Raw genomic sequence first — 22,259 nt, 5'->3', positions numbered from 1 at the left:
GTCATTCGTGATAGAGTTAATTCTAAACTCATAGAAAAGTGATAGCAACCGGAAGTGAACCGGGATGAGTCTCAAGTAATTCAAAGCTAAGAAAAACGGGGTGGAAAAATGGACAAAGCAAAAATTCTGGTCGTTGACGATCAGAACATCGTGGCCCTAAACATTAGAAACAGGTTAAAAAGCCTGGGGTATGATGTTCCCACTACTGCTATTTCAGGGGAAGAGGCAATAAGAAAAGTAGAGCTTACAAATCCTGATCTTGTTTTGATGGACATCATGTTGAAGGGAGATATGGACGGGATTGAAGCAGCCCGGATCATCAAATCTCGCTTTTCAATATCTGTTATTTACCTTACTGCTTATTCTGATATTGAAACCCTGGAAAGGGCAAAACTAACAGAGCCTGCAGGGTATATTTCTAAACCCTTCAACGAAGATGACCTTTACAATGAGATAGAAGTGGCTATCCATAAAAACAGATCAAAAAGAGTAGATGAAGGAAAATAAGAAGTCCATTTAACTTTGCAGAAGACGGGTAGAAGAGAAGGGAATGTTAGCTATATGTTATGAGCAAAAACCTCACAATGCGGGCTCTGAGAAGCGTTTTTCCTGCCCTATAAACCAATTTTCAATTTACAATATTTAAAGTTTTCCCGCCAGATAAACTGGCGACGCCTGCAAGAAATTAAAAAACAAAATGAAGTTTGAACAAGAGCGCCTCTGAAAGAAACAGAAAAGGCTTGAAAAAACGTAAAAGACTTGAAAAACAGAAAGGGCTTGAAAAAAAAATATTTTTTAGATATTATCTGATTCTATCGTTTGTACCCTTACAGATTTTTTCGCAGCTTTAATTTGCTTTTCTTCTGTCAACTTTTCATCTCTTTGCTTCTTTTTAAAAGATCGAACTGATCTCCGGGAAAAATGCAGTATTACATGATTAATGATGTTGCTTTTTTGAACCTGGTTATATTTTGACACCCTTCTGCCTGACTCATTTTTTAAATAAATTCTAAAGTTTTAAAATAACAGTGCCAAAACTAAAGCCTGCCTTGACCAGCCGATTTAATGAGGCTCGAATAAGACTTTCTAGCGCCTGGAGTTCAGAATAGTAGCTATATTGAAAAAAAGCCAGAGACCCCCAAAGAACCAGAATATGGGACCTGCAGTATTTATAAGAAACTCGCCTTTGACTGGATTATTCGGGTACATATCGATATATAGTGAGCCTGCGGTCATCGACAGGAAACTTGCAATAGTAATTAAAAGTAAAGCTGTTCGTACTCTGGAAGCCTTTGGATCTGAGCGGGGAAAACCATTGGGAAAACGATTCATAGGATAGATTAGGAGAAGACAAAATAAATAATTTTTTAAATTAGTCCATTTTGGAGAAAGTTCCCTCTCATTATATAAAATCTATGGAAGTATTGTTTAAATTGTGATTCAATAAAGAGAAGGGCGTTAACTGCATTATAAAAGTTGCGATTGTGGATTGAACCTGTGGATTGAACTGGAGGTTGGATTATAAACTCCATTAGAAGTATAACGCCCAGAATATTAAAAGTAAGATATCTTATATAAAGCATTCCACTTTTATATTTTTTTCAATGTATATAATTAAAATATATGTGAGTTGTGTGCCAACAGCATTAAAAATAGTTAAGAGAGTCAAAGCGGTATTTAACGCTAAAAGTCTCTATTAAAAAATTTGAGAATATATTTAGAGCTTGAGAACTTTTGCAGTTTTCAAAGCCTCGCTAACCATAGTTTCAACTTCGAGTTTTTTCTCTTCAAGAACTATGAGATCATAGTTTGCCTTGACTTCTGGACGCTCCGGAACTGCAGTGCAGCCTCCTGCTGACCTTGTAGAGATATCATAAGTTCCAATTCTGCGGGCAATATCCACGATCTCACTTTTGTCAAAGGCAATTAAAGGGTGATAAATCGGAATAGCAAGCTGGTATATCTCGGCATGCATATTGGCCGCAGTCTGGGAGGCTACCTGTCCGAGGGACGAGCCAGTAATAATTCCGCTTGCACCTTCTTTTTTCATGATCTCATAGGCTTCCCTGTACATCATGCGTTTGCAGAGAAGGCAGGTGTTTTTTCGGTCACATATTTCTATAAAAGATCTAAGATTAGGGCCGTGAGGGATCTCATAAGTCGTGAACTGATGCCCCGGTGCCCATGCCTGGAGCTGTCGGATGCAGTCAAAAGCACGTTCTTTTGCCGCGTTTTCTGCATAAGGAGAGTTGTTGCAGTAAATAGGGGTGATCATTACACCACGCTTCATCATCAGCCATGCAGCAACAGGGGAATCGAGACCTCCTGACATGAGCACCACCATATTACCCTGGGTGCCAAGAGGAAGCCCTCCCACTCCTTTAACTGTTTCCAGATAAACATAAGCCAGATTCTGCCGCATCTCTACAAAAATTTCTTTATCAGGAGAACTTAGATCAACCCTGGGATTTTTTCCTGCTTTTTCAAGCGCGTTCCAGACAGCATCTCCGCAGGTTCTCCCTACATCCGCTGATGAGAAAGAATGGTTTCCGCTTCTTCTGGCCCGGATAGCAAAAGACTCTCCTTCTCGAATAAGATCTGTTCCAATAAGGGCACAGGTTCCGGCTGCGCTCTCAAGGTCCGATCCTGTTATTAATGCAGAGGATGTTGAGACAACCCCAAAAACATCTGCTGCCGCTCCAGCTGCACGTTGATCTTTTGTCTCAATAAATATCCTGCCCCATTCTCTTCGCATCAAAGAGTATAGAACGCCTCTTGAGTCCAGCATTGCGGCAATGTTCTTCATAAGTATTTTCTCATACCAGTTCCGAACTCCCGGACTTTTGAGGGCAAGCTCCCCATATCGGACTATAACAACGTTTGCCTGTTTCTCGGAACCCTTATTATCCATACTGTTTGTAGAATCGTCATGCATGTTCTTATTATCTCTTTTTATCCCTTTATCAATAGAATTTTAGGTCCGTTTCGACCTTGTCAGAATTGCCTGTCATATATGCTAATGGTTAGATATACTAACGGTTAGTGACAAATGGTTTAAAGCTTTCAGAAAAAAGATTTTTTCCTGGAATAACTGGAAACAGGGTATGGTGGCAATATACGGGGGACCGGTAGAAAACTTTAAATACACCGTTGTTTTGAGAATTGTGGGAATTACTGTATGTATATGAAAGAATATTAAAAAACATGAGAAATTGTCCTGGTAGTCTATCATTGTTAATCAGTACAAAAAATATACCGACGGTAATATTATTTTTGGAAAATCTATATAAGTCAGGACCTGTATAGTATTGTATGCTATTGTGTACTACGCACAATATTGAAGACATTGGGTAAGACTGGGTAAATATTGCCCACCTATCGAAACGACGCAAGTAATAAAAGACAACCACGCCAGGGGTGGAGTACCAATGGATACTCTGAAAAAGCTTGCAGGAAAATCGATAGTAACAGCAATTGCTGCTTATAGCCTTCTGCTGATACTGTTTCCTGTTGGCTGGATCGTTTTGCTCGGGACCGCTATCGGAAAGCCGAGCCCAGAAAAAGGATCTGTCGAAGCGAGAATCCTTGGGGCAGACCTCGAAGTCTGAACCCCCTAGAGAAAAGGCATGGGTGTCAGAAACCAACAAGGAAGCCCGCCAGGGGTTTCTGGCCAACATTCTTGCCGCCCAGCACCGGTGTCGAAACAAACAAGGGAGCCCTCAAGGCTTCTGGCCAACATTCGCACCACCCTCTTGCAATCTGAGAACTGGTTCGCGGGTGTCGGAAACCAACAAGGAAACAGCAGTTTCAGGAAAGCAATCCGGCTACCTGCCATATCAAGAGGCGGATCTGGAAGGGACTGGAGGAAAAAGAGGGAACGGCCGTTTCTGGCAACATTCAGGCAACCCACTTTTTTTATTGCAACTTTTATTTTGTTCTGTTTTTTATTAGTTTTATTTTTTTCAGGTATTTGATTCTTTTTCATACACTTACAGATTTTTTTAACTTATTTGATTTACGTATTTTTTATGCTTTTATATGTTTGGTTTCTCTAATGTCCTTTTTTCATAGAAAGACCGCTCGCATGCAAGCATAGCAAAATCGGGTTGCAATATGAGCCATTCCTGAAAATTCAGTCAAAAAAGAACCTGAATTCAATTCAGTAACTTTAGATTGTAAAGAGAACTACAGTTGTATAATAAAATATAGAAAATTTGCTAACAGGAACAACTTTTATCTGCTCTCTTTGAAAATAATTTTTCCGGTATGCCTGAATTTTACGTGCATACCGGAATCTTTTTTTCAGCTTATTTTAACCCTTTAGCTTATTTTAACCCTTTAGACCTCATCGGGCTCTGGAACATACCAGTTTTCATTTTCATTTTCATTTTTCTCATCTTCTTCGGGTTCAGGAATATACCAGTATCCTGTATCTTCAGAAGACCCAGCATTATACTCATCAGTGCCTTTATATTTCTCCCCAGATGCAGAGGAATTGTTGTTTAGCTGCTGAGAAATTTCAGTTATGTTTATGCTGGCGTTCTCTAAAATATTTTCCTCTCCACCATACCATCTCGAGGGCAGCGGATAGTTGATGTCGCCTCTATATGCTTCGGGGATGAAGATACGGGTTCCTCTGTTCTGAAGGGCTGCTACAAAGCCAGGGTCCATGGCATCAAGTCTTGCCTTGCATATCGAAGCTTCATCGTAATCCTTTATGCGGTAGTGGGCAAAACGCTTATTATAAAGGGCAGAAGGCGAATTGGGATTTATTGCAAGAGCACTGTCATAGGAGTTAACCGACTCATTAACTTCTCCCATTACATTATGCAGATATCCCTTATTATACCATGCCGTTATGCAGTCCGGCTTTAACTGCACTGTTTTATTAAAGCAATCAAGAGCGGCATTGTTACTGCTTATTGCGAAATAAGCGCACCCTTTGAAATACCAGGCTGCGGCGTTGTCTGGAGAGTATTCGAGGGCTTTGTCATAGCTGGCAATTGCTTCCTGATATCTCTCCATTTTAGAGAACGCAAAACCCTTGTTATTAATCGCATCAACATTTTTCGGGTCCAGCGTAAGAATTTGATCATAACAGGCAATTGCCGCTTCGAAATTTCCCGCAGCTTCCAGAGCCTTGCCCTGCCGGTACATTATCTCTCTGTTTTCAGGCGTAATCTTAAGAATCTCCCCATATGTTGAAGAGGCTTCCTCATACCTGCCAAGTTCTTCAAACAAAGAGGCTTTCTCAGCCAGCACCTTCGAATTGGTAGGATCAAGCTCCATGATTCTATCATAATCTTCAAGAGCCTCTTCCTGCCTTTCAGATCTGGCTAAAGCAAAAGCTCTGCCTTCCAGAGCCTCTATGTTTTCAGGCTCAAGTTCAAGAAGAGGATTGAAACAGGCGACTGCTTCCTCATACCTACCGAGGCTTACAAGGGCAAGAGATTTACCCTGGAGAGCTTCAGGATCACTGGAGTTAAGAGCAAGTAATTGATCATAGTAAGCAACTGCTTCTTCAGACCTTCCAAGATTACTCGAGGTAGAAGCTATACCATACCAGGCATTACTCGACTGCGGGTCAATGTCCAGGGCTTTTTTATAACATTCCAGAGCTTCTTCGCTCCGTCCGAGTTTGTCAAGGGCAGAGCCTTTCTCATACCAGGCTTCAGTGCGTACAGGATTAATTGCAAGAGCCATGTCGTAAGAATAAAGCGCGTCCTCATACATCTCAAGTTTGCTGTAGGTTGAAGCTTTGCCGTACCATGCTGCATCGTAACCGAACTCCGGACTCAGGTCGTTAAAGTTTCCTGAAAAGTCCGAGCTGTTTTCAGAACTTAAGTACTTGTAGCCCTGAAGGTAAGTCCAGAAACCTCCTGAAATTGCCTTCTGTGGGCTGACATCCATACTTTTACCTTCAACTGTTCTGGAGGTCGAGTTTCCAGATAACAATTCCATATTCTTGTTCAATCTGAAACGGGCAATAGAATACCCTGAATTTATCTGGAGAGCCTGACTGTAACAGTCTGAAGCTTCCTGGTATCTTTCGAGCTGATCAAGGAGAAGACCTTTGTTGTACCAGATTTCGGCACTATCAGGGGCAACGGCAAGAACTCTGTCATAACACTCCAGAGCTCCTTCGTATTCTCCTGTTTTTACCAGGGCAAAAGCTTTACCGTACCATGCAAGCGTGTAATTTTCATCAAGATCAATGGCTTCGTTATAACTTTTTACAGCATCTTTGTACTGCTCAAGTTTTGAAGAATCATAGCCTTTTTTATACCAGACTTTGGCATATCCGGAATCCAGTTTAAGGGCTTTATCGTAGCAATCAGCAGCTTCTGCATATCTGTTAAGTCTGTCAAGGTCCTGACCCTTCATGTACCAGACCGTTGCATGTCCTGATTCGGTTTCAAGAATCCGATCATAACATTCAAGGGCAGACTCATAATTCTCAAGCTTGTCAAAAGCCAGTCCTTTATCGTACCATATTTTAATTGCAGGGGATTTAAACTCGGGAGTTTCAGAGTAACTGGCAAGTGAAGAGTCGTAAGCATTAAGCTTTTCGAGAAGACCCTCGCCAGCTTCCTCTACCTCAACTCCCACATTAGGATTAAGGGCCCTATCATAGCAGACTATTGCAGCGTCGTATTCTCCCATCTCATTAAGCACGGAACCTTTGCCGTACCATGCCTCGGTGTTGTCAGGGCTGTAAACAAGTATCTCATCATAGCAATGCAAAGCCTCTTCATTTCTACCAAGCTGTTCGAGGCAGGATCCTTTCTTCTGCAGGGCATTAAGGTTTTCAGGCTCTGAAAGGAGGACAAATTCATAACAGGTCAGGGCATCCTGATACATTTCCATCCTCTCAAGGTCTACACCTTTATTATACCAGGCCTCTACAAGGTCAGGATTAAGGGAGATAGCCTGATCGTAACACTTTATTGCAGCTTCATAATCTCCTGACATATCATACATTGTTCCTTTCTGAGTCAGGAGTTCAAAATCGTCAGGAGTAATATTAAGAGCCATCTCAAAACAGCTCATTGCTTCTTTGTATTTCTCAAGTCCTGCGTAAGCTTTTCCCTGCATTTGGAGAGTTTCGGAAGAGTTGGAGCCAAGTTCAATTGATCTCTCATAAGAGGCTAAAGCCTCCTGATCAAGACTGAGTTTCTCAGAAGCAATTGCTTTCTGGAACCAGACTCTGGAAAGGTAGTTATCCATAGCGAGACTTTTTTCGTAAGAGTTGATAGCCTCTACATAATTTTGTGTCTTAAGCTGCTCATTACCCTTTTCGTACCAGACACCGTAAGAAACCGGGAAGGTTTCGATAGCCCTGTCATAGCAGACAATTGATTCTTCGTATCTCTCCAGCGCGGCCAGAGCACATCCTTTTCCATACCATGCCATCGATGAGTTAGAATCCATTTTAAGTGCATCTTCAAAGCATCCTATAGAAAGCTCATATTCTTTGAGAGAATAGAGATTATTGCCTTTACTTAACAGGCCTTCTACAGAAGCCGGACGCTGCGCAAGTACCTCTTCAAGAGTGAGAGCAACAGGTACGTTATCTTCTACAATATTCTTCTGGCTCTCAGCCGCTCCTGCTGCAGGTAAAAAACCTGAGGTAAAAGATAAAACAAAGGCCAGAAGAATGAAAGAACAAATGATCAAATAAATTTTTTGAATTGAGCTCATTAAATACCCCGATTTATTCTAATGAGTTCCTGCGAAAAATTTTTATAAGCAGTCTGTCAGTAGTCTATTAGTTATCAGTATAATTTAAAGTCACTCTGATATGTAATTTCTTAAACAATGTAAACGAGAACATTCAGATATAAAAGTAACGAAATAAATTCCTTTTGCTCCCCCCATAGATAATTATCCAGCCTGGGCCTAATTTCGTCCTATAATCTCCCAGCAAATACTCATTTAATTTGAGGAGTTCCTTCCTTATATAATTTATGCAGTTTGGGTCGAAATTATCCGGATTATATAATGGTTATCCATTTGTATTCGGTTAAGGATTTTGAGCTGCGGATCTCGATTTCGACGGAAAAACTCAAACCCAAATGTTTAGTGTTTAAATTGAAATCGATATCAGATTCCAGTTTTGCATTTGATGAATAATTTAACAAATTTTATGAAAATCAATGCAAGTGATAACGATTTTTCCTTAACCGATGACCAATGAATGGTTATCATATTTTTACTATTTTTATAGAACTCCCATAAGACTCTCATAAGACTGTTAAATTCTCATCTTATTGTTATATTTCTCAGAATGTTCTATTCACAGGAAACTATTAGATTCACAGGAAACATTAAATTTATTAAAGTTAGTTATAATGCTTACTGGTTACGGTTAAGTTCCAGTACATTGCAAGTTTTTTATTATGGGGGAATTATAATTCCCTTATTTTGCCTGGGCAATTAGTATTGTTATTAAAACAGCAAAAACCTTTTCAGTATAACATCATTAAAATATGTTTAAAGCATTATGTTTAAAGCATTATGTTTTAAGCATTATGCGTAAAGTATTATGCGTAAAGTATATACATCAATATTTCTTATTGCAGAAGTATGCAGAAAGAAGACCTGGATTTTTTCCGGAAATGGTTTTTCGAGTATGTAAATAGATTCTTTTCTCCTGACTCTCTTATTAAGGAAAATATTGAGCTAAAGATAGAACACACCGGGAGAGTTTGTGAAAATATCCTTTTACTTGCAAAGTCTGAGAAGATAAGCGAAAAGGAGTGCATGCTTGCTGAGACAATAGCCCTGTTTCATGACCTGGGACGTTTTGAACAGTTCATGAAATATAAAACGTTTAGAGATTCTGAATCGGAAAACCATGCCTTGCTGGGCATAAGAATTCTGAATGAGGAAAGGGTTCTCTCCCGTCTTTCAGGAGAAGAAGAAAACATCATCCTGAAAGCTGTAGAATATCATAACCTGATGGAGATTCCGGAGTATATAAAAACCTTCAGTAAACTTTATTTTTACTCAAAGCTGATAAGGGATGCAGATAAAATTGACATCCTGAGGCTTGCCAGCGAAGAATATTTGGAAGAAGGAAAACGCCATAACCCGGCGCTTGAACTATATCTGCCAGATGCCCTGGGGTATTCGGAGCCTATAGTATCAGAGATCTTGGGTAACAGAATGGCAAAAATTGGGGATATGAAAAATAGAAATGATGTGAAACTTCTCCGTCTTAGCTGGATTTTTGATATAAACTTTTCTGCAACTTTTTCCCTTCTTAAAGAGTACGGATATCTGGAGGTAATTATGTCCTGCCTGCCTGAAACAAAAGAAACGGACGTTTTGAAATGGCATTTTGAAAGCTATTTGAATTCAATAGAATCAGGGGCCAGAGAAAGTGGCAGTAAACATTAAAATCGGAAATTAAGTCTTAAATAAGCCGGCTCCTGGAAAGCTTCTTCGAAACATATTGCCCATATAGATATTTGAGATGTGTAAGCTATCGTATTGAAATCTATATTGAACCGTACTCAAGGTAATATTGGTTAAAGCATCATTGGCCGAAGTAGTATTGGTTGAAGCATCCTTGGTCAAATTGTCATTGGTTGAAACATCTCACTCGATATATCTCCTGCGATTTTCATTTCCCAGGCTGCGCCGGTAATCTGAGCGTATCTGGTTTTTTAACTGTTTTTCAAGTATTAACTCAAGAGAATCCTTTCCAGTTTCTTCCTGCTTACATGATCCTTCTTTTACGTCGAACGCAGCTTTATTTTTGTCAACCGTGCAGTTAACTGCCCTGAGTCCGGAAGGCTGGTCAATGAATTCCACTTCAATTTCAAGAAGGCTGCGCAGCCTGGGACATAGGGCTTCCATACCCGGGTTCTCCGTGGCATAATGGGTTGCGTCAACCAGGCAAAGATCTTCGTACGCCCGGAGAATATCATGCTTGAGCTCTGATGAGATAAATGCGTCAACTCCATTTTTCCTGGCGATTTCAAGGTATTCATTTCGAAAGCCGCTGCCTCCTACAACCATTACCTTTTTGATTTCCTGCTTTTCCCCTGAGTACATGACAGGGGTCTGCAGGCAATCCGAAACATGGGCTGCCAGTTCAGCTGAAGAGCAGGATTCAATTTCCCCTATCCTGCCTGTTTCTACAGCCCTGGTATTTTTGAGTCTCAGGCGGGCGGCAAGAGCATCATTGATCCCTCCTTCGGCTCGATCGTAATTAGTATGCATGCTGTAAAGGGATATCCCGTTTTCAAGAGCAATTTTAAGGGAGGCTGCCAGGGATTTTGAAATCATATTTACTGGATGAAAGATCAGAGTGTGATGGGTAATCAGTATTTCCGCTCCAATTTCTGCAGCTTTTTTAAGGGTATATGGGTTTGCATCCAGGGCGACCGCAACCCTGTTTACGTCATCTTTAAGACCAAGGACCAGCCCGATCTTGCCCTTATCAAAGTCATCCGCAAGCTCAGCTGGAGCTATCTTTTCAAGAACCTGCACAATTTTTATAAGCTTCATGGAAAAAATCTCCGCAGACCGGGAAAGTTAAAATTACTGGTTTTCTCCGGCTAAATCCAGATTAAGTGTTTATAACATTTAATTCCAGCCCTTACTGAAATGTCAGTTATGGAGATTATCCCAAAAGCCATTTTATTCTTAATTATCTGACTTTTCTGACTAATTATTGTGATCATTGGTTTGATTTATGCCTCTAAACTCAGTTCTGTTTAGGTCCTGACAGGCTTTTCTGTTAATCTTACCTATGGCTTTTTTCTTCTTTACTTCAGTAGGATCAAGGACTATTCCATTCTAAAGAATATAGTTTTTTCAGGATGTTTGCTAAAATATTAGCAAAAATTAAAATAGAATATATGAAGATATTTTCTAGAGACTTGAATAAGTTATTTTTAAGAGATGAATTCTTTGAAAAAAATTAAGGAAATTTGAATATTTCAAAAACCATAGGAATAAAAATGAAAATACTGCCAAAAAGCGATAAAGTTCATATTTATAAAAATAATACTGGAAATACAGATCTGAATATAATTTGCTCATATGGGGTATGTTGGGGGCGAAAATAATATTGAATAAAAATATAATTTGACTGTAATCACATATCATATCTAAAAAATATATCTTTATGTTATCACAACATTTAGTAAGTTATACTTTAGTGAGCTATAAATTTCACAGAAGTACAAAATGCACGTTTCCGGTTCCCCGGATCTGTTGTAAACAGCATCAAAATCAAGGAAGGTAACCATGGCTAAAAGAATTGCACTGATTGCATTACTTGCCGTTTTTATCTTTTCCGTCCTTTCAATTACTGCTTTCGCGGCAGATGAAGTAGAATGGGTGGAGAAAAAAGATGCGGCAAAACTTTACTGGGGAAATACGATAGTTGTAGAAGGTTATGAAATAAAAGCAGAGGATTTCAATGAAAATAAGATGGTTTTCGTTTCAATCTCAAAGGACGGGGAAAAATTAAAGACTTCTCCTCTTACGGCAGGGTTGGAATTCGATTATAATAATGAGATAAAGGTTTATGCCCAGAATGTGGACCCTAATTATGAAATAATCAAAAAAGATGGAAAGGAATTTAAGACCGGAAACTGGAATCCATATGCTCAACTGGATATTCTCGTAAGAGGAAAGCCAAGTTTTGACATAGATGTTGAAACTAAAAAAGATAGGTATGATTCTGATAGCAGGATCGATCTAAAAATAACTATTAAAAATGATGGTGAAGCAAAGGCAGAAAATGTTGTACTAAATGTAGATACTTGTGGACTGGAAGTGATCAACGGAAAAATGAAGCATACATATACAGAGATTCCTAAGAAAGGAACTGTTCAGCCTGTAAATCTCACGCTCAAAGCATCTGCCCCGTGGGAAGATACCCATTATAATATAACTGTAAAAACCACTTGTGAGGACATTGGGGGCAAGAAGTACGAAAGCATAGGTTATAAAAATATAACAGTATCAAAAAAATGGGATCTTACTATATCAAAGAATTTTGTCAAAGAACGTCATATGGGAGATATTATCCCTGTCTCAGTCAATGCAAGGAATTCTGGGCTCTGTAACATAAATGATATCGTACTTAAAGACTCGATTATGTCCAATATGCACCTTCAAAACGATGCAACACTTGAAAAAAAAATTTCTCTAAAGTCTGGGGAAACAGTTGAGGATATTTTTAAGTACGCCCTCATTCCAGAGAAGCCAGGGGAGTTTACATTCCCGGCAATTGTAGCTACTTTCACTCTTCCCAATGGAGAGAGTGGAAAAATCACCTCTAACTCTTCGGAAAAGATAATGATCTACGGGCCCTATATTGAAATTACGAAAACTGTTGACAAGCAGCAGCTAAACTCTGGAGACGAACTGACTGTAACGGTCATCACAAAGAACACAGGAAACGTTGATGCAAGTGTAACAGTAACCGATACAATACCTTCTGAAGCTAAGCTTATTAGTGGAGATACTAGCTTCAAGCAGGTTCTTGAAAAAAAGGGTGGCTCAAAAACCATCACTTATATTCTGCAAATGCATAAAGAAGGGGAAATCAAGATTCCTGCCTGTAAAGCAACTTTCCTTGACCTCGATAAATATTCAGGAGAGGTCAGCTCAGAGACTCCTGTTGTTTATGTCGGAACGCCGATGACACTTGAAGGAAGCAGCGCACAACCGGGAGGATCAACCGAGTCCAACCAGGAGAAAAATGAACCTTCGAGCCAGGCGAATACAGGCGGTACGGAAGAAGACTATGGGGATACACCGGGATTCGGTTTCTTCCTTGCAGTAGCAGGAATTCTGGCGGTTACAGGGTTCATGAGGAAGAGACGCGCCTGAAAGACTAAAACAGTTAACTGTTGTTCTGGATTCTCCCGGGTTTTTCGGAGAATCCTTTTTTTGTCATCTGGCTCCTGCATTTACCAGACTGCAAGACAAGGCATATGAGGCTGTTAATTTTCCTGCATGGTTACCTTTTTTACCTGCCTGTCCTATTTTTTCCTCACCTATGTAAAAAGAAGTATTTCTCATCCTGAGTTGTATTATCCACAGCATCAGCTTTCTTTAATAGCATTATAGTTTCACGTGTTGTTTTTTCGATTTGAGTTCAGCTACAGACCTATGCGGCACCGAAGAGAAAACTGAAAAATCTTATTTTTCGGATATTTAGGAATATTATCAACTGATTAATAAGGAGCTGCCAACAAATTAGAATCCAATTAGAATGAATCCAATTAGAATAATAGATTAATAAATCTGCAGTCCGAATGATAGAACTCTTCTATAATCGAACATAAAGTGAGAAAATCGATGCCTTACAAAGAGATCAAAAATAAAGTATACATTCTAACAGCAAAAAAAGGAATTGGATCATGAAGGAACCCCAGAACCGGCTTAAAGCAAAAACCCTGATCCTTACCCATGGAGACTCTGACGGGATATGTTCGGGGGCAATTGCAAAAAGTGCTTACCCTAATGCATATGTATACTTTACAAGCCCTGTCAGTCTTCTTGACAAATTAAACCTTATAGAAGACGTCGAAACCCTCATAATCTGTGACATTGCAATCGAGGAAAGGCACTGCTCAGAACTCCATTCAGTACTTGAGGATTTTTCGGAAAAATGCAATCTATACTACATAGACCACCACCCCCTTCCGGAAAGTTGCGGAAAAGAAGAATGGTTTTACCATGATACGGGAGTATGTTCCTCAGAACTGACATACAGGGTTTTTGAAGACTTTCTAAGCCAGGAAATGAGAAGAGTAGCAATTTACGGGGCTATAGGCGATTTCTGTGATAACACGCCCTGTGTAAAAAGCTGGGTAAAAGACTGGGATAAAAGAAGCCTCTATTTCCAGGCTGGAGCCCTGATCCAGGCAATAATTCATAAAGGAAAAGAATACGAGTTTAAAAGAACCCTGCTTGAACCATTATCAAAAGACACGATTCCTTCAAATATCCCTGATTTGCTTGAGCTTGCCAGGAAAGCTGCAATTAATGAAGAGAAAATCCGGCTTTTTGTAAAAGAACATGTAGAAGTCCTGAGAAACAGCGCGTATATTGTAAATACGAATAACTCCATTTCAAAGGCAGCGATCTATGCCGCCTCCTACGGACATAGGGAAGTTGGAATTGCAGCCGAATACCGCGAGAGAAAAGGCGTATATGATCTTAGCATACGTTCCCGTGGAAATATGGATATAAACCATATCCTTCGTTCGGTTGCACCCAGGTTTGGAGGAAGCGGCGGCGGGCACCCTGTTGCAGCAGGAGCGCGCATCCCTGAGGATTCGCTGGAGGTTTTTCTCCGGGCTTTCGATGCCAGACTCGGGGAAGCAAGTGAGGTAAAATAAAATGGAAACCAGTAAAACTGCAGCTGAAAGCGGCATAAATATTGAGATTATCTTTGTAGGGCGCTCAATATTATAATAGAGCTCATCAAAACCAGGTTTATTTTCACACCAATAAGATTTTCAGATCTATTCCTCGAATCAGAAGATCAATTGATTATTACAAATTCGAGATTTAGGAAGTAATTCTTAGTTTTGGGATAAGCTCGGAGTTAACATGACATAACTCATACGTGTTATTCATATTTTTAAATAATTGGTAATATATTGCATGCTAAAGAAAATGAAAATTAGAAATAGTATGTATACTAGATACACATTTGGGTTGTGTTTAGCCTGATAAATTTTTACCGCTGATCTCAAAGAATGAATTATAGCAATGAACTTACTTCTTGTCTTAAATCACTCTTAATTTGTGGTTTTAATATATCCCAATCTTTTTTACCGCGGAAATATTGTTTATAAATAAATGGAATTATTTCTTGACTGATTTTGTTTATAACTAGTATTCTATTAATTTCAATATTATCATTGTACCTAGGAACTTTTCTCCATTTTGGTATATAGCCACCTTCTACAAACAAATCAAATGAGAATCGATCTCCGTTGTATATCAATGATAAGCCAAGTCCGTGACACTGCCCTTCACATGCCATTGATAACATAGAATGTGGATTATCTTCAACTCCATTGGTACTAACTCTAAGTGTTCCACCATTTAATCGAGCTGATGAGTCATACTCATCTATATCAGTAATTTGAAGAGGTATTCCAACAAATCCACCATCGATCCTTTTAACTTTCCACAGTAACCAATTAAGTACATCCGGTGTAATTTTCCGGACAATCGGGTCGATATTAAACTCAAAATAATCCCCGAAATATTCGTTTAATTGATAGTTTATTACGTCATCTCTATTACGGGGATTTGATGGAAATATTAACTTTTGCTGCTTTCCAGGTATGAAAATATAATCTTGATAAAAATAATTATAACTATATTTATCAAGTAATTTCTCAAGCTTATTTTTTTTGTTACTTGGTGACAGCTGTGAATTCAATAAATAAGTCCATTCAAGAAATTCGAGACTTTTTATTATTTTCTGGTCTTCATATTTTCTCCATAAATCATGCAAAACAATAAAATTTTAATTATATTGAGATAAATTTTCTATTTATGGGAAAAGGAAATGTCGCAATAGATAAGTCAATGATAAAAACGGTAGTTGACGGTAAAATAATGATTCCTTTGCCAAAAGTTTTGGTTGGAAATCGATACTATCCTATGTTTTCCGTATTATCTCCTACTCATTGTGCTGATTGTGGCAATAAGTTACATGTGAACTCTCACTACACTCGTTTTATTTTATCAAGTCACGGCACTATAGCTCTCAATGTTACATACTGGTTTTGTCCTGTTTGTAAGAAACCTTTTCATGATCAGATTATTGGTGTTCCTGGTTCTGCAAATTACAGTTCTGAATATTATGATAAACAAATGAATGTTAGATATGATGGACGATGCAGTCTACACAATTCTCGGCAAATTGGAGAAACATATACAGAAGGCTTGACAGCCTTCTGTGGTAGAGCTCCTTGTGCAACTTCATTATGGTTATATGAACAGAAACATGCAGAACTTTCAAAGCAAGAACTTTTAGATCAAGAGATTGGCTTTGATGAAACATTGTATGTTGATGGGGATTGGATCAAAAAAGGCTGGAAAAAGAGACTTGAAGAGTTGATTGGAAGAAAGCTTACAGAAAAAGAATGGAAAAAAATGCGATATCAATCTGTTTACGTTATTGCTACTAAAGAAAAGGTAGTTTTGGATTTTGAGGTAACTGACAGATTACCAACGATTGAAGCTCTGATTCCTCTTTTCAGACGAATAAAAAACCGATTTCCTGAAGGCAAAATACAAAAAATTGTTTCTGATGAAGATAAAGCAATCATTGGAGCTGTAAAGAGTGTCTTCCCTGAAGTAGCTCACTCCTTTTGTGTGTTTCATCAATTAAAAAACGTTAGCAAGAGATACTATGAAGAATTCAACTCTGTTGAAGATATTCCAGATAATGATAAGGTTGTGTCCAATGAAATATATCAGTTGATACGTTCTGATACGGTCATCAGTGCTGTTGTATGTATTCAAAAGATACGAGAATTCTACTCTAATCTGGAACTTTCAAAAGCGTCTCAGAAAGCGATTTCTTATGCAGAAGAGATTTTCAAGAAAAATGTAAGCTTCTTGAAAAAAGGGTTTACACCTGAGACAGATAATACAATGGAACAGATATTTTCTTTGATAGGTGATATCGTAGACAAAGCAAGATCATTTAAAACCGATAGTGGCCTAACTAATTTTTGTTACAATTTATTTACTTATTTCAACAAACGGTGTTTCAGTACTGGTAAATGGAAAGGATTCTCACCCTTAATGAGGGCAAGATTCCAGTATGGATAAAAGTAAAGAGTAAATGGAAACTTTCAGTTTTAATCTGCAGCTTTACAGCGGTAGCTATCGAATAATTATGGCAAAAATAAGAAATTGATGTACAAAATCTAGATATTAGTGGAGCGACTTTTCCAAAATGAGGAAAAATGTTAAGGGATTTGGGTGAAATTCAATTGTTTTTTTAAAATTGGAGAAGAACCATAAAAAATTAAAAAGACTCCAATTTTATGAGAGGTTATAAGGATTAATTTGAGATCCTCTTTACTGATATAGGACTTACGCGGTTGAACTGAAAAATTAGTATGCTTTAAACCTTTAACTCTCTAAAACACACATTTAATCGCGATATCTATTGTACTTATGTCTAATGTACTTGATTTTGTCCTCAAGTGTGTAAATCCTACTGATAGATATATGCAGCATAGTTGACTTCAAAACCAGTTTCAGGGTTTTTTTGTTTCTGTTTTTCAGGCTGAACTGTAATTTAAGTCTGGATTGTAGTTTTCTGTAAAATACCTGTTTCTCCAGTAGAGGGCTACGTTTACAAGACCGATCATTACAGGCACTTCAATCAAAGGACCTATAACTGCTGCAAACGCCTGCCCGGAATTTATGCCAAAAACAGCTACCGCTACGGCAATTGCCAGTTCGAAGTTGTTACTTGCCGCTGTAAAAGAAAGTGATGTCGTCTGTCCGTAGTTTATCCCTATTTTCCTAGCGACAAAAAAAGAGACACAAAACATAATTACAAAATAGATTAAGAGAGGGATAGAAATCCTTACCACATCTAACGGCAGGGTAACAATATATTCACCTTTTAAAGAGAACATCACGATAATCGTAAACAGCAAGGCGTAAAGAGCAATCGGGCTGGATTTTGGAACGAATTTTCCATCGTACCATTCGACTCCCTTAAAAGGACGCAAGAAGTAGCGGGTTAAAAAACCAGCGGCAAAGGGGATACCGAGATAAATGGCAACACTCTGGGCAACCTCTCCCATAGAAACATTTACTTCCATACCGCTAAGCCCCAGCCATTCAGGCAGCAGAGTTATGAATACATAAGCAAATACTGAGTAAAAAATTACCTGAAATATAGAATTGAAGGCGACCAGAGCAGCTGCATATTCATTGTCTCCATATGCCAGGGTATTCCAGACTATCACCATGGCGATGCACCTTGCCAGCCCAATTAGAATGATACCTGCCATATATTCCGGATATTCTCTGAGAAATATAACCGCCAGGATGAACATCAGAACCGGGCCAATAATCCAGTTTTGTAACAAGGATAAGCTCAACACCTTACGATTTTTGAACACTTTGCCCAATTCCTCATATTTAACCCTTGCCAGAGGAGGATACATCATAACTATTAAACCAATGGCAATGGGAATAGATGTGGTACCAATTGATAGGCTTTTTAAAAAGTCTGCAAAGCCGGGAAAAACAAAGCCTAAGCTTACACCTGCAAACATAGCCAGAAAAATCCATAAGGTTAAATAACGATCCAGAAATGATAATTTTGATACAGCGTTTTCCAGAACAAACACCTCTATTTTTTAGTTACTTATCGCTCCAGCAGATCTGAATAAAAATCCTCAAGAAAACTACTCTCTCCGAGAATCTCCTTTACCTTATCAAAGGTTCGCATCTGATTTTCATTATTCTCACATCGCTTGTACTCGGATTGTCAAGCATCTTCTTAAGTGCGGGCTACCCTGTAGCAAAGAGTATTTTATCATTAAGTGCCCTTTTTCAGAATATTCACAATTGTGAATGCTATTCAAAAATTTAAAGGTTATGGAATAGCAAAACAGAACTGTCCAAATCAGACGGTAGCATCAAATTGAATAGTCGGCATAATGCAAAAAAGAAGATTTACGCGATAACTGATCCAAAAAGTTTGTAGAACATAGAGAGGAAATTCCTTTTACTCTATATTTACTCTATATTGGACCTATTTCTGTTATCATCATTGCGTCCAGAGATTTTACTCTTTCCATAGATCCTGGTAGCTGGTTGTGGATGCCCTGGAGCTTTCAGGAGTTATTCCCTTCTTTACTGAAGCTGTTGCCTTTTCTTTTTCCGATTCCCTGAGCCGATTTATCTCCTTTATACTATCTTCATTGTCTATGCTAAGGACAAAACTTCCGTGACAGGGCTTAGTATAGGTAAAAACGAGAGCGTTGCCCTTAGAACCCACAGCAACGGGTGGTATTCCTATTATATAGTAGTCCTTGAAGATCTTGTAACCCGGGGATACATAATAGACTTCATCCGAGTTTTTCTCAATGTACTCTCTGGCTTCCTTAAAGCTTATCCTTTCCAGGAGGATCGTGTACTTCATCTGTTCAATACAGCTCATTTTGCTATCTCCTCCATTATTTTATCCAGCTTGTTCTTGAGACGAACAGGATTGTGAACATCCGGTGTAACGATTTTATCGCAATCGAACTCTATTGTCTGGGCTAATTCTTCAGCGTGCCTGCCAAAGACAATTGAATAAATTTTTGCCTTAGAAATGGAGCTCATGGTCGCTGCATAAGTCATTCCGGCATCATTATGCATAAAGGCGAAGCACTTATCGAAATCCGTTCTTTTTTCAATTATATCCTCTATGGTTTTATCGAGATCCACCAGCTTTTTTGCATAATATCCGTCAGAATCAGATACCTTCAAAAGCTTGCTTGCAGCTGCTGTCCCGGCAACGGTTACATCGAATCCTGAGGTAGTCAGCTTATGCGAAAGGTACAGGGCAATACTGGTTTGAATCGGGACCTCAGGACATCCCATCATAAGAAGCACTCTTGCATCTGTCATAAAAGTCATCTCTTAGTATTTTATCATATAAATGGGGTATAGGCTAATTCTCAAGTTCAATTTTTACGAATAAGATTTATGTGGAAACTGATTTTGTTCTCCGATATTTTTTCGTTAAGGATTATCCTCCTGATACCGGAGAAAAAAGTGTAATTTCATCTCCTTCTGAAACTGTTAGAGAATCGATGTCTTCTTCATAAATTCGTGCACCATTCATCATCAAAACCAGATTACTGTGCAGGTCTCCATCCCTTGAAAATAGCTGATCTTCAGATTTTCCGGCTCTCTCGCGAAGTGCTTTAAGAAGTTCCTTCATTGAGGTGCCGTCCTGACATTCAAGAAAACTATCCGCTCCGAGAATGTCCTTTACTTTAGCAAAGGTTCGTATCCTGATTTTCATGGTTCTCACCTGGCATTGTACATAGCTTCGTAGTAGCATATTCTTAAAGTGCGGGCTGTCCTGTGACAAAAAGTATTTTACCAATAAGTGCCCTTTCCAGAATATTCACAATTGTGAATGCGGTTCGAAAATTTAAAGCTTGTGGAACTGGCAGAACAAAACAATCCAAATCAAGCGATTGGTATCAAATCAAATGGGTGGCATATATTCATGCAAAAAGAAAATGTACGTGATGAATTGATAAGAGAGCTTGTAGGAATGGAATGCCTGCTTATCGCATATTCCGGGGGCATAGACAGCACATTGCTTGCAGTACTTGCTCAAAAAGCGCTCCCTGAAAGGGTTAAATGTGTACTCTTTGATGCTCCCATTGTCCCGCGAAGAGGTGTCAGCGATGCAGTGGAAAATGCGCACAAGCTGGGTTTATCCTGCGAAATAATGCATTTCTCTGTAATGGAAAATGAAGAGTTCAGGAAAAACAGTCCTGACCGCTGTTATATCTGCAAAAAACTATCTGCCAAGATGCTGCGAGATTATGCTGATAAGCTTGGAATTCCAAATATCGCGGACGGCATTAATGCTTCTGACCTTAAAGAATACCGCCCCGGGCTTAAAGCAAGCATCGAAGAAGGAATCATCCACCCCTTTCTCTCATCAGGAGTTCAGAAAGCAGAAATAAGAAAGATAGCTCAGGACTGCGGGCTTGAGATCTGGAACAAACCCTCTTCCTCATGCCTTGCATCCCGGATCCCATATGGGGAAGAAATTACATCTGAGAAATTGCAGATGATAGAAAAGGCAGAAGATTTCATGCAGAATTTGGGCTTTTCCCAGCTGCGTGTACGGCTTCATGGCAAGATTGCAAGGATAGAACTGATACCTGAAGAACTTGAAAGGGCAATGGGCGTCCGGCATAAAATCGTTGAAGCACTGGAAGGCTTCGGATTTTCATATATTACACTTGACCTTAAAGGATACAGAAGCGGCAGCATGGATGAAGTATTATGAATATTGAGGACTGTCTGGCTGACTTCCAGATACCTCAGCACCTCCATTATATGGACAGCGCCGCGACCAGCCTTATCCCTGAGCCAGTCATAACTTCAATGAACGAATATGACCGGCAGTACCGCGCGAACGTGGGAAGAGGGATGCACAGGCTTACAAGGGTTGCAACACAGAAATATCAGGACGCACACGACATAGTCAGCAATTTCATTGGCGGGATGGAAGGCACAACAGTCTTTACCAGAAACACCACAGAAGCCATCAACATGGTTGCAGCAGGACTTGACTGGCGGCCCGGAGACCGGATAGTGACAACAGTTATGGAGCACCACTCTAACCTGCTTCCCTGGCTCAGATTGCGTCAAAGAGGTGTTGAAGTAGTTGTTCTTCAGCCGAATTCGGAAGGCATCTTTGATATGGAAGCCTTCAGTGAAGCAGTTACTGTTGACACGAAACTGGTTGCAATCAGCCATGTTTCAAATGCCCTTGGTACCGTGCAGCCTATCCACGAAATTTCTGCACTCTGCAAAGAGCGCGGGGCGTATTTCCTGGTTGATGGGGCGCAGTCCGTCCCCCATTTTCCCATAAATGTTCAGGATATGGGATGTGACTTTCTGTGTTTTTCAGGGCACAAAATGCTTGGACCAACCGGTACCGGTGCTCTGTGGATGAAGGATGCGGTAATTTCTCCTTTTATGGTAGGGGGAGGCACAGTTGATGATGTGGATATCGAAGATGCTACTTCTGAAGGGTATATTTTAACTGAGGGCTATAAGCGCTATGAAGCTGGCACACCACATATTTCTGGAGCAATCGGGCTGGCAAAGGCAGTGAAATATCTTGAAAATCTGGGAATGGATAACATATTCAGGCATGAACAGAAGTTATCTGAACGTCTTCTCACAGGGCTTGCCGGAATAGATAATGTCAGTATTTACGGACCTCAGGATACTAAAAACAGAATAGGAGTTGTCTCTTTCACTATAGACAGGATTCACCCTCATGAAGCAGCTTATTTGCTTGACGAAAGAGCAGCAATTCTCGTCCGTTCGGGAGATCATTGCTGCATCCCGTTAATGAAGTATCTCGGGCTTGAAAACGGAACTGTGAGGGCAAGCCTTTACCTGTATAATACCCTGGAAGAGGTTGACCTGCTTATTGAAATAATCGAAGAAATAGTTCGCATGGTATGAGGAGTATG

18 protein-coding genes are annotated in these 22,259 nt (G+C 39.5%); 9 read left to right on the top strand and 9 right to left on the bottom strand.

Translation table 11 applies throughout. The features are described from left to right. Positions 1 to 108: 108 nt before the first annotated feature. Together ACZ5A8_RS07565 and ACZ5A8_RS07560 are read left to right on the top strand one after the other, a co-directional pair. Positions 109 to 507, top strand: coding sequence for a response regulator (locus ACZ5A8_RS07565; RefSeq protein WP_464533134.1), 399 nt, complete (start codon positions 109 to 111; stop codon positions 505 to 507). Positions 508 to 1,117: 610 nt separating this feature from the next. Continuing rightward, on the top strand, positions 1,118 to 1,339 hold the full coding sequence (locus ACZ5A8_RS07560; protein WP_464533132.1) for a hypothetical protein: 222 nt from the start codon (positions 1,118 to 1,120) through the stop codon (positions 1,337 to 1,339). A 378-nt stretch (positions 1,340 to 1,717) separates the two neighbouring features. On the opposite strand, the gene thiI is transcribed toward ACZ5A8_RS07560, so the two are convergent. Continuing rightward, positions 1,718 to 2,935 carry a tRNA uracil 4-sulfurtransferase ThiI gene (thiI, locus tag ACZ5A8_RS07555; protein ID WP_464533131.1) on the bottom strand — a complete coding sequence of 406 codons (1,218 nt, stop codon included), beginning with the start codon at positions 2,933 to 2,935 and terminating at the stop codon, positions 1,718 to 1,720. Positions 2,936 to 3,428: 493 nt separating this feature from the next. On the opposite strand from thiI, the gene ACZ5A8_RS07550 reads away from it, so the two are divergent. After that, positions 3,429 to 3,608 carry a hypothetical protein gene (locus ACZ5A8_RS07550; protein WP_229391926.1) on the top strand — a complete coding sequence of 60 codons (180 nt, stop codon included), beginning with the start codon at positions 3,429 to 3,431 and terminating at the stop codon, positions 3,606 to 3,608. 730 nt (positions 3,609 to 4,338) lie between these two features. On the opposite strand, the gene ACZ5A8_RS07545 is transcribed toward ACZ5A8_RS07550, so the two are convergent. After that, on the bottom strand, positions 4,339 to 7,701 hold the full coding sequence (locus ACZ5A8_RS07545; RefSeq protein WP_464533129.1) for a tetratricopeptide repeat protein: 3,363 nt from the start codon (positions 7,699 to 7,701) through the stop codon (positions 4,339 to 4,341). Positions 7,702 to 8,586: 885 nt separating this feature from the next. On the opposite strand from ACZ5A8_RS07545, the gene ACZ5A8_RS07540 reads away from it, so the two are divergent. Further along, the gene (locus ACZ5A8_RS07540) at positions 8,587 to 9,402 is read left to right on the top strand and encodes an HD domain-containing protein (protein ID WP_464533127.1); all 816 of its coding nucleotides are present in this window, start codon (positions 8,587 to 8,589) and stop codon (positions 9,400 to 9,402) included. Between the two features lie 201 nt (positions 9,403 to 9,603). On the opposite strand, the gene ACZ5A8_RS07535 is transcribed toward ACZ5A8_RS07540, so the two are convergent. Then, entirely contained in the window at positions 9,604 to 10,518 is a 915-nt protein-coding gene (locus tag ACZ5A8_RS07535; protein WP_464533126.1) for a Nif3-like dinuclear metal center hexameric protein, read from the bottom strand. Between the two features lie 744 nt (positions 10,519 to 11,262). On the opposite strand from ACZ5A8_RS07535, the gene ACZ5A8_RS07530 reads away from it, so the two are divergent. Then, on the top strand, positions 11,263 to 12,858 hold the full coding sequence (locus tag ACZ5A8_RS07530) for a BatD family protein (protein WP_464533125.1): 1,596 nt from the start codon (positions 11,263 to 11,265) through the stop codon (positions 12,856 to 12,858). 63 nt (positions 12,859 to 12,921) lie between these two features. On the opposite strand, the gene ACZ5A8_RS07525 is transcribed toward ACZ5A8_RS07530, so the two are convergent. Continuing rightward, positions 12,922 to 13,050, bottom strand: a complete 129-nt coding sequence (locus tag ACZ5A8_RS07525; RefSeq protein ID WP_464533123.1) for a hypothetical protein — start codon at positions 13,048 to 13,050, stop codon at positions 12,922 to 12,924. Between the two features lie 341 nt (positions 13,051 to 13,391). On the opposite strand from ACZ5A8_RS07525, the gene ACZ5A8_RS07520 reads away from it, so the two are divergent. Then, complete coding sequence (locus tag ACZ5A8_RS07520) at positions 13,392 to 14,375, top strand: DHHA1 domain-containing protein (RefSeq protein ID WP_464533122.1); 984 nt, start codon at positions 13,392 to 13,394, stop codon at positions 14,373 to 14,375. 368 nt (positions 14,376 to 14,743) lie between these two features. On the opposite strand, the gene ACZ5A8_RS07515 is transcribed toward ACZ5A8_RS07520, so the two are convergent. Continuing rightward, complete coding sequence (locus tag ACZ5A8_RS07515) at positions 14,744 to 15,508, bottom strand: hypothetical protein (protein WP_464533120.1); 765 nt, start codon at positions 15,506 to 15,508, stop codon at positions 14,744 to 14,746. A 41-nt stretch (positions 15,509 to 15,549) separates the two neighbouring features. Between ACZ5A8_RS07515 and ACZ5A8_RS07510 the strand changes: the two genes are divergently transcribed. Next, on the top strand, positions 15,550 to 16,836 hold the full coding sequence (locus ACZ5A8_RS07510) for a transposase (protein WP_464529292.1): 1,287 nt from the start codon (positions 15,550 to 15,552) through the stop codon (positions 16,834 to 16,836). Positions 16,837 to 17,294: 458 nt separating this feature from the next. Here ACZ5A8_RS07510 and arsB read toward each other — a convergent pair whose 3' ends face one another. The 4 genes from arsB to ACZ5A8_RS07490 all read right to left on the bottom strand — a co-directional run bounded on the left by arsB (position 17,295) and on the right by ACZ5A8_RS07490 (position 20,050). Then, positions 17,295 to 18,305 (bottom strand): ACR3 family arsenite efflux transporter, encoded by a 1,011-nt coding sequence (arsB, locus tag ACZ5A8_RS07505; protein WP_464534053.1) that lies wholly within the window; start codon positions 18,303 to 18,305, stop codon positions 17,295 to 17,297. Between the two features lie 515 nt (positions 18,306 to 18,820). Beyond that, entirely contained in the window at positions 18,821 to 19,195 is a 375-nt protein-coding gene (locus tag ACZ5A8_RS07500) for a DUF1894 domain-containing protein (protein ID WP_464533119.1), read from the bottom strand. Next, positions 19,192 to 19,650, bottom strand: coding sequence for a DUF1890 family protein (locus tag ACZ5A8_RS07495; protein ID WP_464533117.1), 459 nt, complete (start codon positions 19,648 to 19,650; stop codon positions 19,192 to 19,194). The genes ACZ5A8_RS07500 and ACZ5A8_RS07495 overlap by 4 nt, the downstream gene beginning before the upstream one ends. Positions 19,651 to 19,771: 121 nt before the next feature. Continuing rightward, positions 19,772 to 20,050, bottom strand: a complete 279-nt coding sequence (locus ACZ5A8_RS07490) for a MoaD/ThiS family protein (RefSeq protein ID WP_464533116.1) — start codon at positions 20,048 to 20,050, stop codon at positions 19,772 to 19,774. Between the two features lie 210 nt (positions 20,051 to 20,260). Between ACZ5A8_RS07490 and larE the strand changes: the two genes are divergently transcribed. After that, entirely contained in the window at positions 20,261 to 21,058 is a 798-nt protein-coding gene (larE, locus tag ACZ5A8_RS07485) for an ATP-dependent sacrificial sulfur transferase LarE (protein ID WP_464533114.1), read from the top strand. Next, positions 21,055 to 22,251, top strand: coding sequence for a cysteine desulfurase (locus ACZ5A8_RS07480; RefSeq protein ID WP_464533113.1), 1,197 nt, complete (start codon positions 21,055 to 21,057; stop codon positions 22,249 to 22,251). The genes larE and ACZ5A8_RS07480 overlap by 4 nt, the downstream gene beginning before the upstream one ends. The last annotated feature ends 8 nt before the right edge of the window (positions 22,252 to 22,259 follow it).

The organism is Methanosarcina subterranea (assembly GCF_055385895.1).
This window is presented reverse-complemented; position numbering and strand designations above follow the sequence as displayed.